This window comes from Streptomyces sp. SID13031, assembly GCF_010548305.1.
GTDB lineage: Bacteria > Actinomycetota > Actinomycetes > Propionibacteriales > Kribbellaceae > Kribbella.
The window spans coordinates 53014-67670 of sequence record NZ_JAAGLV010000023.1; the positions used below are offsets into that span (position 1 = coordinate 53014).

General features: G+C 69.6%; 12 protein-coding genes. 6 read left to right on the forward strand and 6 right to left on the reverse strand.

Annotated features, from left to right (window positions below; genetic code table 11):
- Window positions 1-42: 42 nt before the first annotated feature.
- The 3 genes from G3I17_RS42355 to G3I17_RS42360 form a co-directional block, all read right to left on the reverse strand.
- Window positions 43-1113, reverse strand: a complete 1071-nt coding sequence (locus tag G3I17_RS42355; protein ID WP_164602516.1) for a C40 family peptidase — start codon at window positions 1111-1113, stop codon at window positions 43-45.
- A 226-nt stretch (window positions 1114-1339) separates the two neighbouring features.
- Window positions 1340-1504: a hypothetical protein gene (locus G3I17_RS34225; RefSeq protein WP_203591177.1), complete on the reverse strand. Its 165-nt coding sequence runs from the start codon at window positions 1502-1504 to the stop codon at window positions 1340-1342.
- A 191-nt stretch (window positions 1505-1695) separates the two neighbouring features.
- Entirely contained in the window at window positions 1696-3003 is a 1308-nt protein-coding gene (locus G3I17_RS42360) for an NYN domain-containing protein (RefSeq protein WP_164602520.1), read from the reverse strand.
- A 215-nt stretch (window positions 3004-3218) separates the two neighbouring features.
- Between G3I17_RS42360 and G3I17_RS34235 the strand changes: the two genes are divergently transcribed.
- From G3I17_RS34235 to G3I17_RS34260, 6 genes are all read left to right on the forward strand, one after another.
- Window positions 3219-5021: a DEDD exonuclease domain-containing protein gene (locus G3I17_RS34235; protein WP_164602522.1), complete on the forward strand. Its 1803-nt coding sequence runs from the start codon at window positions 3219-3221 to the stop codon at window positions 5019-5021.
- A 95-nt stretch (window positions 5022-5116) separates the two neighbouring features.
- Window positions 5117-6097, forward strand: coding sequence for a helix-turn-helix domain-containing protein (locus G3I17_RS34240; RefSeq protein ID WP_203591154.1), 981 nt, complete (start codon window positions 5117-5119; stop codon window positions 6095-6097).
- A gap of 47 nt (window positions 6098-6144) precedes the next feature.
- Window positions 6145-6597, forward strand: a complete 453-nt coding sequence (locus G3I17_RS34245) for a hypothetical protein (protein WP_164602524.1) — start codon at window positions 6145-6147, stop codon at window positions 6595-6597.
- Window positions 6598-6697: 100 nt separating this feature from the next.
- Window positions 6698-6985, forward strand: a complete 288-nt coding sequence (locus tag G3I17_RS34250) for an Lrp/AsnC ligand binding domain-containing protein (protein WP_164602526.1) — start codon at window positions 6698-6700, stop codon at window positions 6983-6985.
- Window positions 6986-7035: 50 nt separating this feature from the next.
- Window positions 7036-9753, forward strand: a complete 2718-nt coding sequence (locus tag G3I17_RS34255) for a DUF2510 domain-containing protein (RefSeq protein WP_164602528.1) — start codon at window positions 7036-7038, stop codon at window positions 9751-9753.
- A gap of 1732 nt (window positions 9754-11485) precedes the next feature.
- Window positions 11486-12109 carry a hypothetical protein gene (locus tag G3I17_RS34260; RefSeq protein WP_203591155.1) on the forward strand — a complete coding sequence of 208 codons (624 nt, stop codon included), beginning with the start codon at window positions 11486-11488 and terminating at the stop codon, window positions 12107-12109.
- 59 nt (window positions 12110-12168) lie between these two features.
- On the opposite strand, the gene trpD is transcribed toward G3I17_RS34260, so the two are convergent.
- The 3 genes from trpD to G3I17_RS34275 are packed head-to-tail and all read right to left on the reverse strand — an operon-like array spanning window position 12169 to window position 14655.
- Window positions 12169-13254, reverse strand: coding sequence for an anthranilate phosphoribosyltransferase (gene trpD, locus G3I17_RS34265; protein ID WP_164602532.1), 1086 nt, complete (start codon window positions 13252-13254; stop codon window positions 12169-12171).
- Window positions 13255-13264: 10 nt separating this feature from the next.
- Entirely contained in the window at window positions 13265-13681 is a 417-nt protein-coding gene (locus G3I17_RS34270; protein WP_164602534.1) for a hypothetical protein, read from the reverse strand.
- A 56-nt stretch (window positions 13682-13737) separates the two neighbouring features.
- On the reverse strand, window positions 13738-14655 hold the full coding sequence (locus G3I17_RS34275; RefSeq protein WP_164602536.1) for a cytochrome c oxidase assembly protein: 918 nt from the start codon (window positions 14653-14655) through the stop codon (window positions 13738-13740).
- Between the last annotated feature and the right edge of the window lie 2 nt (window positions 14656-14657).

A 14657-nucleotide genomic window follows, 5' to 3' on the forward strand; every position in this document is an offset into this window, starting at 1 on the left:
GGCGTTGATCCCCCGGAGCCGTTTGTGCATGTCTTGGGGCTGTCAGCCCGGGCGCACCGCGCCGACGTAGCCGCTCATGTAGTCGAGGTCGTCGGTCTTGACCGGCTTGCCCGGGTTCGGTGCGTGCACCATCCGGCCGTTGCCGATGTACATCCCGACGTGGTGGATCGACGGGCTGCCGTAGAAGACCAGATCGCCGGGACGCAGATCCGCGCGGCTGACCTTCCGGCCCTCGCCGTACTGCGCCTTGGACGAGTGCGACAGCGAGACGCCGGCCTTGCCCCACGCATACATGGTCAGACCGGAACAGTCGAACTGGCTCGGACCGCTGGCACCCCAGACGTAGCTGTCGCCCTGCTGGTTCATCGCGGCCGCGACCGCGACACCGGCGCGGCCGTTCGGCGGTACCGGCACGTTGTCGTCGGGGTCTTCGGAGGTCCGGTCGCCGTCGCGGGTCGGACGCGCGTCGCGGGCCTTCTCCTCTTCCTGCTCGTTCTCCGCCTTGATCCGGGCGCGCTCGGAGTCGCTGAGCTTGCCCAGCACCTTCTCGGCGGCGTCAAGGTTCGCCTGCAGCTGGTTCGTCAGGGTCTTCTGCTGGCCCTGGACGGCCTGGAGCGCGGCGAGCTCGCTCTGCTCGCTGGCCTGCAGATCGGTGAGCTTGCCCTGGGCGGTCTGGAACCGGCGGAGCGCCGAGTTCTGCTGGCCGGCGAACGCCTGCGCGGTGGAGGCCTGGCTGAGGAACTGGTCGGGGTTCGTCGACAGCAGCAACTGCGCCGTCGTCGTCATCCCGGACGTCTGGTAGCCGGCCACCGCGAGCGAACCGATCTGCCGCTTCACCGAATCGACCTGGAGCTGCTGCTTGGCGATCCCGGCCTGCAGCGCCTTCACCCGGATCTGCGAGGCAGAGATCTGGCCCCGAAGGTCGTTCGCGGCCTCACCGGCGGTCGCGGCCTTGGTCTGAAGATCGGCGACCTGGGCCTTCGCCTGCGCCAGGGTCGGTTTCGGATCAGCGTCCGCCGCTCCCTGGATGAAGATCACTCCGGCTACGACGGCGGTGGAGGTGATGGCGGCGAGGGCAATTCCCTTGAAGCGATTCGTGCGGCCGATGGACACAGCCCGGTCGGTCCCTTCCTCTGCTCGACGCCGTCCCCGTCAACCCACCTGGTCGGCTACGACCGGTCGGTCACCCCTCGGCTGGATCTTTGCTGCCCGTTCGGCCTGGTCGACCGACACTGTGAGGCAACGAGAGGTAACAGTAGTAACCGATTCGTGACCGGTGCAATTCGCCCCTCTGGTTTGATCCAAACTTAACGTCGGGAAAGCCCTTGCAGCCACGCTTTCAGACCGCGTCGGCCGCCGTTTCGCCTTCCCCAGCAGTGTTTGGCTCGACACTACTGACGGCGTGCACCAGCCGGAGGGGTGGGACCAGGCCGGATCGGGCCAGCACGTCGAGGGCGGCCAGCTCCTCGTCGTCGATGCGTAGGGAGCTCTGCTCGGGTGGCATGCCGAGCACTACGCTGACAACGCAGTCCCGGCAGCCGGGACCTCTCATCACACATGCGTCGCAGTCGATCAGCACAACGTCCTCCAAAGTACCGTTTCAATGGGGGGAAGCACCCGGACTTGCATCCGGCTGAAAAGGACGCTAGAGACCCCCACCGACAGTTTTCTGCAGACCGCTGGTCACCCAGGGTGTCAGCCGCGGGCTATCCGGTTGATCAGGGTGGTCGCGGACAGCGCGCGGGCGCCCATGGTGACGGTGCTCTCGGCAACTTCACGGTCGGTCGAGACGACGACGATCGGACGGCCCGGCGGCTCGGCGCGGACCAGTTGGCGGATCACCTCGTCGGCGATCACGCCGGCCGGGCTGAACCGGACGCGGACCCCGCGCGGCGGGTTGAGCTGGACCGGGCCGGACAGCTCAGCGCCGTCGAAGACCACCGTGACCTCGATCCGCCGCTGCGCCACCAACGCACCGAGCGCCGTGACGAGGCGCTGGCGCTGGGAGTGCAGCGGAGTGTTCGGCCAGGCGGTCTTGGTGACGTTGTAGCCGTCGATGATCAGATGCACCTGCGGCAGGGCGAGCAGTTCGTCGAAGAGCGTCGGATCGTCGGCCGGCGCAGTACGGCCGACGGGCGCGGTCGAGGGCTCGACGCCGGCGACGGTGTCGGCGGGGCGGAGATCTCCCCCGGGCGGCAGCGTCAGCTCGCGACGGAGTCCTCCCGCTGCTTCGACCAAGGTGTCCAGCAGCAGGCGGGTTCTGGTCGAGGCCAGTTCGCGTTCCTGTCCCGCAGTACGGCGGGCCGCGTGTTCGACGGCCTCGAGCTCGGTGATGCGAGCGCGGAGCTTGCGCACCTCGCGCTCGACCTCGGCGCGGGCCGCGTCGACCCGTTGGTCGGCGGTCGCCGCCTCGGTCGTGCGCAGCTCGAGATCGGTCTGCAGGCCGGTGATCCGCTGGCGTGCTTCGTTCAGCTTGCGGCGCAGGGTGACGTTCTCGGCCTTCAGCTCGGTGACCTGCTCACGCAGGCGCTCGCGCACCTGACGGGTCTCGGTGCGGGCCTGGTCGAGCTGGGCGTGCAGGCGGCCGACAGCGTCCTCGTCGATGCCCGGCTTCTCCGGCGGCGCTTGGGCCGCATCGGCGACCCGCTGCTCCCAGTCGTCCGGCCTGAGGAGATACGCGAGCGCAGCGACCTCGGTCGGCTCCGCGGCCGGTACTACGAGCCCGTCGGCGACGGCGTCACCGAGCTCGGGATGCTCCCGGCGTACCTCGAAGGCGACCAGCTTGCGGAAGTGCTCGTCGGTCGCAAGGATCGGGCCGAGCACGGATGCCGACAGCTTCGCGCGCTTGCCGGGTGCGAAACTGGCGAACCGTCGCAGCGGGGGTGGGATGTCTGTCGCGGGCAACTGCCCCAACGCCTGGGCGGCCAGGTTGAGAACCCGTTGCCGAACGGGTTCGGGCAAGGTGGAGGCAGCGGAGCTCGCGGCGGTGCCTGCCTCAGCCACCGGTCCGCAGTCCGGTCGGAACGGCCCCCTGGCACAGCCAGTGACGCAGACCACAACGACCGGGCGCGCGGCCCGGAATCGCGGTGATCGCTTGTTTACGCATACCTGCAGCGTAGTCGGTTCGGCCCCGTCAGCCACGCTGTTTGTGGTTGACGGTGCACCGAAGCGCGTGTCCCGGGACGGAATTGTCGGTGGCGGCTTCTAGCGTCGTCGGCATGAGCAGCCCACCGCCGGATCGCGCCGTTGCCCCGGCGTCCGGACCGCGGTCGCCGATCCGCGGCGTCCAACCGAGCTTCGACGACCTCGGTACGCCGTTGCGCGACGTCACGTTCTGCGTCGTCGACCTGGAGACGACCGGTGGGGCGCCGGGTGACTCGGGTATCACCGAGATCGGCGCGGTCAAGGTTCGCGGTGGTGAGCTGGTCGGCGAGTTCCAGTCGCTGGTCAATCCGGCCGAGCCGATTCCGCCGTTCATCGCCGTACTGACCGGGATCACCGACGGGATGGTTGCCTCGTCGCCACGGATCGAGTCGGTGCTGCCGGCGTTTCTCGAGTTCGCCCGGGGGTCCGTGCTGGTCGCGCACAACGCGCCCTTCGACGTCGGCTTCCTGAAGCACGACACGCAGGTGCACGGCTACGACTGGCCTGACTTCGCCGTCGTCGACACCGCGCAGCTCGCCCGCCGGGTGCTGAGCCCGGACGAGACGCCGAACTGCAAGCTGGGCACGCTCGCGAAGTTGTTCCGGGCAACGATCACGCCGAACCACCGCGCCCTGTTGGACGCGCGTGCCACGGTCGACGTACTGCACGGGCTTTTCGAGCGGGTCGGATCGCTCGGTGTCCAAACGCTGGAGGATCTGCAGACGTTCTCGTCGCGGGTGGCGCCGCAGGTGCGCGCCAAGCGGCATCTGGCCGAGTCGATGCCGCACGCGCCCGGGGTCTACCTGTTCACCGATGATCGCGGCGAGGTGCTGTACGTCGGCAAGTCGAAGGATCTGCGCAACCGGGTCCGGTCGTACTTCACCGCGTCGGAGCAACGGACCCGGATCGGCGAGATGATCGGGATCGCGAGCGGCGTGCGCGGGATCGAGTGCGGTACTGCGCTCGAGGCCGAGGTGCGCGAGTTGCGGCTGATCGCCGAGCACAAACCTCGGTACAACCGGCGCTCCAAGTTCCCCGAGCGGCAGCACTGGCTGAAGGTGACGGTCGAGCCGTTCCCCCGGTTGTCGCTGGTGAAGCAGGTGCGCGACGACGACGCGGGCTACCTCGGCCCGTTCAGCTCTCGCAAGACGGCCGAGCGAGCGATGGCGGCGCTGCACGAGGCGTTCCCGATCCGCCAGTGCACGGATCGGATGTCGCGCTCGCCGCAGGGTTCGCCGTGCGTGCTGGTCGAGATGGGCCGGTGCGTGGCGCCTTGCGACGGGCGGATCTCGCCGGAGTCGTACGGATTCCTCGTGGCGGGTTTGCGGGCGGCGCTGACGGACGATCCGGCGCCGGTGGTGGCCGCGATGGATCAGCGCATCGATGTGCTGTCGGCGGATGAGCGGTTCGAGGACGCCGCGGTGCAGCGCGATCGGTTGAGCGCCTTCGTCCGGAGCAGCGCGAAGATGCAGCGGATGGCATCCGTCACGGGATGCGCCGAGATCTGCGCGGCGAAGCGGACCGAGGACGGCGGCTGGGAGCTGCACGTGATCCGCCGGGGCCGGCTGGCCGCGGCGGGGATCAGCCCGCGGGGCACGGATCCCCGGAAGTACCTGGACATGCTGCGCGCCTCGGCCGAGACGGTCCTGCCGGGCATCGGCCCGGTCGCGTCCGCCTCGCCGGAGGAGATCGAGCTCGTACTGCGCTGGCTCGACTCCCCCGGCATCCGCCTGGTCGAGATGGACGGCACCTGGACCTGCCCGATCAGCGGCGCCGGCCGCCACATCGCCCGCCTCGACAACTCGCACTCCGAAGCCCACCACCACCCCAGCGAACGCCGCCGCCGAATGCGGCCTCTCGGCGCCGTCCCCCGCTGAGGGGGTGACCTCATCCAGCGTTCTCAGCCCTCACCCGTGCCTCCTCTACGCGGCGACCGCCTGCAGTTCTCCTGTTGGCCTAGGAGGTGGTCGGGATGGTGATCCGGTTCGAGTTGGGGGTCGAGGATCTGGCGGATATGCGGTTTGCGATCTCGCCGGTGCAGGAGGCGTTGTTCAGCCTTTGGGTACTGCGGGATCCCGGGCTGCTCGCTTTGCATCTGCCGTGGCGGCGGACGGTCGTCGGCGAGTTGGGGGCGCTCGACACCGAGCTGTTGCTGTCGTTGGTGGGCGACACGCTCGCCTTGCCGGACTTCCTCACTCCCCGGCCGACCACCTTCGCCGCCTCCTTCGAGGAGCAACTCGAGGTCGTGCGGGCGACCCCGACCGACCTGGTCCGGCGTGATCTGCTCGCCACGCACGAAGGCCGTCGCCTGCCGGTTGCCCTGGCCGCCGTCCGGTCGGCCAACGACGCGCGAGTCGAACGCCTGGTCAACGAGATCTGCGAGCTGCTCCGGGCGTACTGGGAGATCGCGATCGCCCCGCTCTGGCCCAAGCTGCGACTCGTGCTCGAGGGCGATACGACGTACCGGGCTCGTCAGCTCGCGATCGGGGGCGCGCGGATGCTCTTCGCCGATCTCCATCCGAACGTGCAGTGGCAGGACGGCGTACTGCGCATCGACCAGATGCTCGGCAAGCACGATGTCTCCGCGTCCGGGCGCGGTCTGCTGCTGGTCCCGTCGATCTTCGCCTACAAACCGGTACCACCGTTGAGCCCGGACGAGTCCCCCTGGCTCGCCTATCCCAGTCGCGGCGTGGCGACCCTGAACACCGCCACCACGCGCACCGGACCCACCGCGTTGACCGCTCTGCTCGGCCAACCCCGCGCCGTGCTGTTGAGGATGCTCGACGAACCGTTGCCGACGATCGAGCTCGCCCGCCGGCTCGACGTCACGCCGAGCGCGGTCTCCCAGCACCTTCAGGTGCTCCACGCAACCAATCTCGTCACCCGCGCCCGCGACGGCCGCTACCTCCTCTACCGCCGCAGCGCCCTGGGCGACCAACTCATCGGCGTCTAGATTGAGACGAGTGCTGAATCGACCGGTTCTCAGGCAGAGTTGCCCCTGTGACTGACCCGTTCCAGTTCTTCACGGCCTCGCATCTCCACGACGGACCCGTGTACCGGGCGCCGCAGGAGGCGATCGACAGTTGGCGGAAACTGGCCGAGGAGGTACGGCGCGAGCTGGACCGGATGGGGTTCCCGGCGGCCGTCGTACCGGGTGGGGATCCGCGCGGCCTGCCGCCCGGCGCGCACATCTGGGTCAACACGGTCGAGCCGTTCGGGGTCACCCTCGACTGGGATCCGCCGGTGACCAGCAGTCCGGAGTACGTCGAGAAGGTGCTGACCCAGGATGTGACGAGCGGCCTGTTCTCGTATGTGGTCAACGCCTCGGAGATCATCGTCCGGGCGCTGTGCGAGGTGCTCCGGGAGGCGGGGTTCCGGGTGCTGATCGACCACGCCGGCGGGCAGACGTACAACTATCGCGTGCTGGCGGCTCCACGCTTCCCCAAGATCTGACCGGTCGTCACGCCTGTCCGGCGCCTGGGTGAGGATCGGCCCGGAGCTGCGGCAACTATGCTTCAGCGCGGTAGGGGGCTGGTTTCGAGGAGAGGACGACATGGTCACCGCGATCGTGTTCATCAAGGCCGACGTCGCACGCATCCCAGAGGTCGCCGAGCAGGTGGCCGCGATCGCCGGCGTCAGCGAGGTGTACTCGGTGACCGGCGGGCTCGACCTGATCGCGATGATCCGGGTCGCCCACCACGACGACCTCGCCTCCGTCATCCCCGACCACGTCAACCGGGTGCCCGGCGTACTGAGCACGGAGACGCACATCGCCTTCCGCGCGTACTCGACGCACGACCTGGAAGCGGCCTTCAGCCTGGGTGAGGAACAGGGCTTCTGAGGCGGAATTCCCCCGGTCTGACTGACACGCGCTGAAGTTACGGTGAACGCATGAGCAACCCTCCCGCCGGCTGGTATCCGGACCCCACCGGACAGCCCGACACCATCCGCTGGTGGAACGGGACGCAATGGACCAACAAAACCGAAAAGGAAGACCCCGACCAGGACCCGGCCGACGCCGCCGGTAGCGCACCGGAGACCGCTGCGTCCGGCACCTCGGATGCGACCGGCGGTGCGTCGCAAGCAGCCAGCGACCGCGCCAACCCTGGCGACCTGACTCCCGCATCCACTGCCCCAACCGCCGCCACCTCCTCACCGGTGGTGACACCTTCAACATCCTCCCCGCTGCCAACCTCCACGCCCGCGTCAAGCTCCACGCCCGCCTCCGCGGCGTCGGCGGCTTCGAGTCCCGCGTCTGCGCCGACTGAGTCGGCGGCCCCGAGTTCTACTTCGGCGTCAGCTGGGTCAAGCTCGGTGCCGGCCTCGACGGCGGAGCTGAGTCCGGCTGAGAAGGCCAAGTCGACCTGGATGGCGCCCACCGCGGTATCGGCCGCCGCGGGTCACTGGACCCAGCGCCCGGTACCGGAGAACGCGCAGCCAGTCGGCCCGGAGCCCGAACCGGAGCATGAGCCCGAACCCGAGCCCGCCCCGCAGACCGGTTGGACGCTGAAGCTCGCGCCCAACTCGACCAGTACTGTGCAGGCGCCGGACCCCGAGCCGGAGATCGAGTCCTGGTCGACGACGAACTGGACCGAGCCACCCACCGTGGCACCGACCCCGAAGAACCCATCACCGGCTCCCGACGCCGACACCACCCAAGAGATCACCACCTCGGCACCCCAACCCACCAACGCCTGGGGCAACCAGCCCGACACCGCACCAGGCCCCTGGGGCCGGCAACCCGAGCCCACACCAGCCGACAACAGCCGGGCCCAGCAGCCCAACTCCACGCCCGCCGACACCAGCTGGGGGCAGGAGAGCGACTCGGAGGTCACCCAGGTCAACACCTGGGGGCAGGAGAGCGGCTCGGATACTCCTCCTGCTGATGGCGGTTGGGGACAGTCGACGGGCACGCAGGCCGAGAGCGCGGCCGCGGGCGGTTGGGGTCAGGAGCCTCAGGCTGCAGCTACCGGTTGGTCGCAGACCGGGCAGACGGCTAGCAACAAGGCGCCCACCAACCCGTGGGCGACCGGCGACGACCTGGCTGCTTCGACCCACGGGCCGACAGCGGGCGCATCCCAGAGCGGCTCCGATCCTTCGGTGACGCCAGACGAAGAAGTCACCTCACCGCACACCACTGCCGACCAACAGACCAGCACCAGCCCCTGGGGCACCTCCAGCCCAGACCAGACGGGCGCTGAGAACGCAGACGCCTCCGGTAGCTGGCAGACAGGCACCAGCGCTTGGGGCTCGCCCAGTACGCAGCAGGGCGGTGCTCAGGGCGCCGATGCGTCCGGCACGCAGCAGGCGGGTGCTGGAGGCTGGGGCGAGTCCGGGGCGCAGCAGAGCGGCGCCGCGGGTTGGGGTTCCGCCAGCGGGCAGCAGACTGGCAGCGAGGGCACTGACGCGGCCGGTACCCAGCAAGCGGGGGCCAACAACTGGGGCACGTCCAGCGCGCCGCAGGTAGAGGGCGCGGGTGCGGCTGGTACGCAGCAGGCGGGAGTCGGCGGGTGGGGCGGCTCCGGTGCGCAGCAGAGTGGTGCTGGGGGCTGGGAGGCGTCCGGCACGCACCAAGCAGGTGCTGAGGGTTGGGGTGCGTCCAGTACGCAGCAAGCCGGTGCTGAGGGGTGGGGCGCGTCTGGCCCGCAGCCGGCCAGCGGGGATGGTTGGGGCACGGGCGGAGCACAAGAGGCTGACGCGGGGCAGTGGGGTAGTTCTGCCGCGCAGCAGGCGAGTACTGACCAGTGGGGCAGCGCTCAGGTAGCCGGGCAACAGGCAGGTCCGTGGGCCTCCACCGGGCAACAGACGGGTGAGAACTCGCCGTGGCCGGGTGGCGGCGGCCCGGGCGGCGACCAGCCAGGCGGCGGGACGCGCAAGGACGGCAACGGCGGTGGCGGTGGCGGGGTGAACAGGATGCCGCTGATCATCGGCGGCAGCATTGCGCTCGTGATCCTGATCGTGGTGGCGATCCTGCTCATCACCAAACAGGGCGACAAGAACACCGCCGACCCGACCAACTCCTCCAGCCCGCAGCCGACCGGCAGCGCCTCGACCCCCGCCGGCACGCCCGGCACGACGCCGGGCCAGTCCAAGGACTCGAAGCTCCACGAGGGCAACCGGATCAGCTCGGACGCGATCTCCTTCCCGCGCCAGGCCAACGGCTGGTCCGACCGCAAACGACTGATACCGCAACTGGTGAACTCCAGTGGTCAGTACGTGACCCTGCAGAAGGACTTCGACGGCAGCAACGACTGGTACGCGGACATGTTCGTCGGCGCCCTCGGCAACAAAACCCCGTTCAACGGCGACCCGAAGGCGACGGCGGCAGTACTGCTCGGGCAGGTGCACACCTGGAACTACGGCAACATCCCGGTCAGCTACAAGGCGCTGCGCAACGGCGCGATCGAGCGTTCGGACAAGGCAGGCTGGTACTTCCAGGAGACCGTCACGGCGAAGTCGCCCAAGGTCACCTCGGTGCTGGTGCTGACTGTCGCAGTGTTCGACCTGGGCGACGGCACCGCGGTCGCCTACGTCAGTGACATCCCGATCAACCGGCCGGATCTGAGGACGGCCGAGAGCCAGGTCTACAAGGGAATCAACGTTGGCTGAAAACGAAACCCCCCGCCCCCCAGCCCGCCACAGCGCCCCGCCCCCACCCCCAACCGACCGCACCGCACCTCCCGCAGACGACTGGTTCACCCCCAATCCCCCCGCAGGCGCCCCGGAAGAGCTACGCCCCACACCTCCGGCACCGCCTGCACCAACCGGAGCGGCCCCCCACCCGCCGACGCCATCAGAACCACCCTCCCCTGCGGGCCTCCAGCCATCACCGTCCGCTGCCTCGGAATCATCGACTCCGGCCGGGCATCCGACGCAGGCCGGACCGGCGGTACACGCCGGATCGGCGGCGCTGCCGTCTGGTGGCGGTTTGGATGCCTCAGACCCATTGCTCGGCCAGTCGCGCGCCCCCGCACCACCACCTCCGCAGCCACGCCGCACACCAGCACCAGCACCAGCACCAGCACGTACTACGCCCGGCCCGTCTGCTGGACCGCCCTCACGCACCGGCCAGCCCCAGACGGCCCCCGGGCAACCTCAACGCCCCCAGGCGGGCCTACAGCCAACGCCCGCCCAGGGTGCGCAGGACGAGGCGGCCCCTCACACCCGCCCACCAGAGAGCCCCACTCCCCAGGGCACTACCCCACAACGCAGCGGCCCCCCAAGCAGCGCCGCACAGCCCAGTGGGCCTCACACCGGCGCCCCACAACCCGGCGGACCCCACGCAGGCACCCCACAATTGGGCGGACCGCGAGACGGCGCACGGCAGCAGGGTGATCGTGGGCAGAGGTCGTTGCCTGAGCAGGGTGCAATGCGCCAGCAGCCGCCAGGACCTGCGCCAGGACCAGGAGTTCAGCAAGCTCCTCAGCGTGGCCAACAGCCGCAGTGGACCCAGCCCGCAGGTCCCGTGCCGCCACAGCCGACGCAGGCGGCAGGCGGCGCTCCGCCTTCACGACCACAGGACACGCAGCAGGGCCCGAGATCGCAGTACGGACCGGGACCGGGATCTCAGAGTTCGCCATACCGACCTGGGCAAGCTCCGGGCGGTGCCGTGCCGGGAACACAGAGGCCTGGGCCGGTTCCGGGCGGCGCTGTGCCGCCAGGGACGCAAGGTGTGCAGCACCAGCCTGGGCAACCGGCAGGCGGTGCGGGGCCGTCGGCATCGCAGGACGCGTGGGGTGGCTTCGGTCGGCAATACCCGCCGGGACCGCAGGCCGCACAGTCCGGTCCGGGCACGCATGGCCAGGCTGGTTCGCAGGACCAGGCCGGACCGCAGGGCCACGCTGGTTCGCAAGGCCAGGCTGCGCCGCAGGGGCGGGCTGGTTTGCAAGGCCAGGTGGGGTCGTGGGCGCAGGCGGGGGCGGGTGGGCCTGTGGGGCGGCCGGGGCAGTCGGCGTCGTATGGGTACGGAGGTCAGCCGGGGGCTTATGGGGTGCCCGGGCAGCAGGCGCAGGCTGGGCTGCAAGGGCGGATGGGACCGCAGGGGCAGCCTCGACAGCAAGGGCAGGCCGGTTCGCCAGTGCAGGCCGGTTCGCCGGTACAGGCTGGTTCGCCAGTGCAGGCGGGTCCGCCAGTGCAAGCTGGTTCGCCGGTGCAGGTGGGTCGGGCGGTGCCGGTTGGTGTGGGGGCGTCCGGCGATGAGGGGTATGGGGTTGTGGATGTGGTTGGGCCCGGGCGTGGTGGGGGGCGGCAGGGGCGGTTGGTGGGGGCTGTGGGGTTGGTGGTTGGGGCGTTGGTGGTTGCGGGGGTTGGTGTTCGTTGGGTTTGGGATAAGGCTGACGCGGTGACGCCGGTGGCGTTGCCGTCGGCTGGTTCGACGCCGCTGGCGACTATCAGTCCGTCGGCGATTCCGACGACGCCGCCTCCGCCGGAGGGGCGGGTGCTCGGGTCGAACATCGTTGCCTTCAACAACGACACGATGCCGTTGATGAGTTCTGCCTGGGTGGACAACGGGAGCGGGCAGACGATCGGGCTGCTCGGTGGTGCGGCGACCTGGTTCACCGTGCACGACAAGTACGACGGCGCGAGGGCGCGCTGGGGCAACTATGTCGCCTTCGGCGGGCTCGATCCGAAGATCGAGTACACGAACACCCCGGCCGGGCTGAAGGCTGCCACGATCCAGGCGGCCACCGCGGCGATCGTCGAGCTGTACGACCCGAACGTGAAGCTCATCGGCAAGGCCACCCACACGCCGATCACGGTCGACGGGCATCCCGGCCATGAGTTGACCATCAAGGTCGAGGTGAAGGTGCCGAAGCTGAAGGAGACCTACTCCAACGTGATGGCCGCCGTCATCGACCGCGGCGACGGCACCGCCGACTTCGTGGTCGCGGACATCGCCGGCAGTACGCCGGACTGGATCACGATCTGGCGCGCCAAGGTCCAGGAGATCAAGATCGTCCGCTGACGCAAGCGTGCTCGCCTCTCCAGAGGAGAGGCGAGCACCAAGTCCAAGGCAACGAAGCCCTAAGAGCGAACCTCGGCACAAGCAGCGATCCAGCGATCCAGCACGTTCTTCGCCTCGCCGGAGTCGATCGCCTCGGCCGCCCGGTCCATCCCGGTGCGGATCCGCGCGACCAACGGACCGGTACTTCCCTCGTGCGCGGCCAGCGCCGCACCGGCGTTCAGCAGGACGACGTCGCGCACCGGGCCCGTCTCGCCATCCAGCAGCGCCCGGGCGACCTTCGCGTTGTACGCCGCGTCCGCACCCCGCAATGCCTCGACCGGCGCCGGCGCGATCCCGAGCTCCCGCGGATCCAGCGACTCCGGTCCCTCGACCACCCCACGCCCGACCGTCCATACCTGCGACGTAGTCCGCGTGGTCAGCTCGTCGAGCCCGTCATCGCCATGGAAGACCAGCGCGTCGATCCCCCGCCGTGCCAGTACTCCGGCCATCAGCCCGGCAACCCGCGCGTCCGCCACGCCGACAGCCAGCGCCGACGGGTCGCCCGGGTTGGCCAGCGGCCCGAGCAGGTTGAACGTGGTCGGCACCCCGAGCTCACGACGAGGTACCGCGGCGTGCCGAAGCGCCGGGTGGAACGCGGAGGCGAAGCAGAACGTGATCCCCGCCTTCTCGCCCACTGCCTCGACCTGCGCGGCTGTGAGATCGAGCGGGATCCCCAACTCCTCCAGCACATCAGCGGAACCACACGCGGAGGACGCGGCCCGGTTGCCGTGTTTGAGCACCTTCGCCCCGGCGCCGGCCGCGACGATCGCCGACATCGTGGAGATGTTCACAGTGTGCGCCTGATCACCACCGGTACCGACGACGTCGAGCGTCCGGCCCGGTACTTCGATCCGGGTCGCGAACTCGCGCATGGTGGCGACCAGGCCCTCGACCTCGGCCACCGTCTCGCCCTTGGAGCGCAGGGCGATCACGAAGCCCGCGAGCTGGGCGGGAGACGCCGAGCCAGACAGGATCTGCTCCATCGCCCAGGCGGTCGCGCCGGCGTCGAGATCCTCATGCCTGAGCAGCGGGTTGAGCACCTGCGGCCAGGTCAGCGCACGCCCGCCAGGCGTAGTACCGGCGGGGGAATCCAGCGGGGCGGACACAGCGCCGGAATCAGGTGGTCGCGGGCAGCTTGGCGACCCGCTGCCGGAGCAGGTCGGCAGTCGCCTCGGCGAGCCGGACCGGGTCGATCGGGTGCGAAACGGCCGCCTCGGCGCGCGACCAGGTCGCCAACCACGCGTCCTGCGGGCGGCCGATCAGTACCAGCACCGGCGGGCACTGGAAGATCTCGTCCTTGAGCTGACGGGCGATCCCCAGCCCACCGGCCGGTACGGACTCGCCGTCGAGGATGGCCAGGTCGATGCCGCCCTGGTCCATCAGCTTGATCACGGCGGGCTCGGTCGCGCACTCGAAGTACTCGATCTCGGGCAGATCAGCGGCAGGCCGCTTGCCCAGGGACAGCCGGACGGACTCCCGCGTGGTGCGGTCGTCGCTGTAGACCAGCACCTTCAGCGGACGCTCTGAACTCATCGATTCATCCCAAGCTGTGTCTGTGACGAGTGGACATGCGGACAACACGGCGAATGCTACCGGGGACCCTGTCCGGCTCTGCGCGCCTGTTCCTCCAACCGGTCCAGGCGGCGGTCCTCACGCTTGGCCTCGCGCTGTGACTGGCGCACCCACTGGACGAACAGGACGCCGAAGAAGATCAGCCCGACGATGTCGCCGGACCCCCAGAGCAGACCGCCCGCGATGTACTGGTCACGCAGCGGTGACGGCGGCCAGGAGCGGCCGAAGCTCGTGTACCAGTCCTCCGCGATCAGCCTGTTCGCCGACATGATCGTGATCCCCAGGAACGCGTGGAACGGCAGCGTCAGGAAGGTCAGCATCAACCGGAACGGGTAGATCACCCGGCCGGGCACCGGATCCAGGCCGAGCAGCGGCCAGAAGAACAACGAACCGACAACGATGAAGTGGACGTGCAGCAGGTCGTGCAACCCGGTCGACCGCAGCGTCGCGTCGTACCAGCCGCTGAAGTAGAGCGCCCAGGGGCTCAGGACGAACAGTGTGAAGCCCACCAGGGGGAAGCAGAGCACCTTGGCGACGCCCGAATGCAATACGGAGAGCAACCAGCCACGCGGCCGCTGCGGAAGGGTGCGCAGGGCAAGCGTCACCGGCGCGCCGAGCGCCATCGCGAGCGGCGTGAGCATCGACAAGATCATGTGCTGAGCCATGTGAACGCTGATCAGCACCGTGTCGTAGGTGCCGAGCGCCGACTGGGTGGCGATCACGGCGCTGCCCAGGCCGAGTCCGACGAAGGCGAAGGTCCGGCCCCGCGACCACTTGTCACCGCGCGCCTTGAGCCGGTGGACGCCGTACAGATAAAGGGCTCCGACGACCACGATCACGCTGAGTAGCACCGGTTCGAAGGTCCAGGCGGTCAGCAGCCTGCCCGCGGTGAACGGCTCGATCTGGTCGCCTGGTCCGGCGTGGAGGGGAAGCACCT

Coding starts and splice junctions, on each gene's coding strand:
- G3I17_RS34225 (WP_203591177.1), bottom strand. CDS start 1,504: ATGCCACCCGAGCAGAGCTCCCTACGCATCGACGACGAGGAGCTGGCC.
- G3I17_RS34235 (WP_164602522.1), top strand. CDS start 3,219: ATGAGCAGCCCACCGCCGGATCGCGCCGTTGCCCCGGCGTCCGGACCG.
- G3I17_RS34240 (WP_203591154.1), top strand. CDS start 5,117: ATGGTGATCCGGTTCGAGTTGGGGGTCGAGGATCTGGCGGATATGCGG.
- G3I17_RS34250 (WP_164602526.1), top strand. CDS start 6,698: ATGGTCACCGCGATCGTGTTCATCAAGGCCGACGTCGCACGCATCCCA.
- G3I17_RS34255 (WP_164602528.1), top strand. CDS start 7,036: ATGAGCAACCCTCCCGCCGGCTGGTATCCGGACCCCACCGGACAGCCC.
- G3I17_RS34270 (WP_164602534.1), bottom strand. CDS start 13,681: ATGAGTTCAGAGCGTCCGCTGAAGGTGCTGGTCTACAGCGACGACCGC.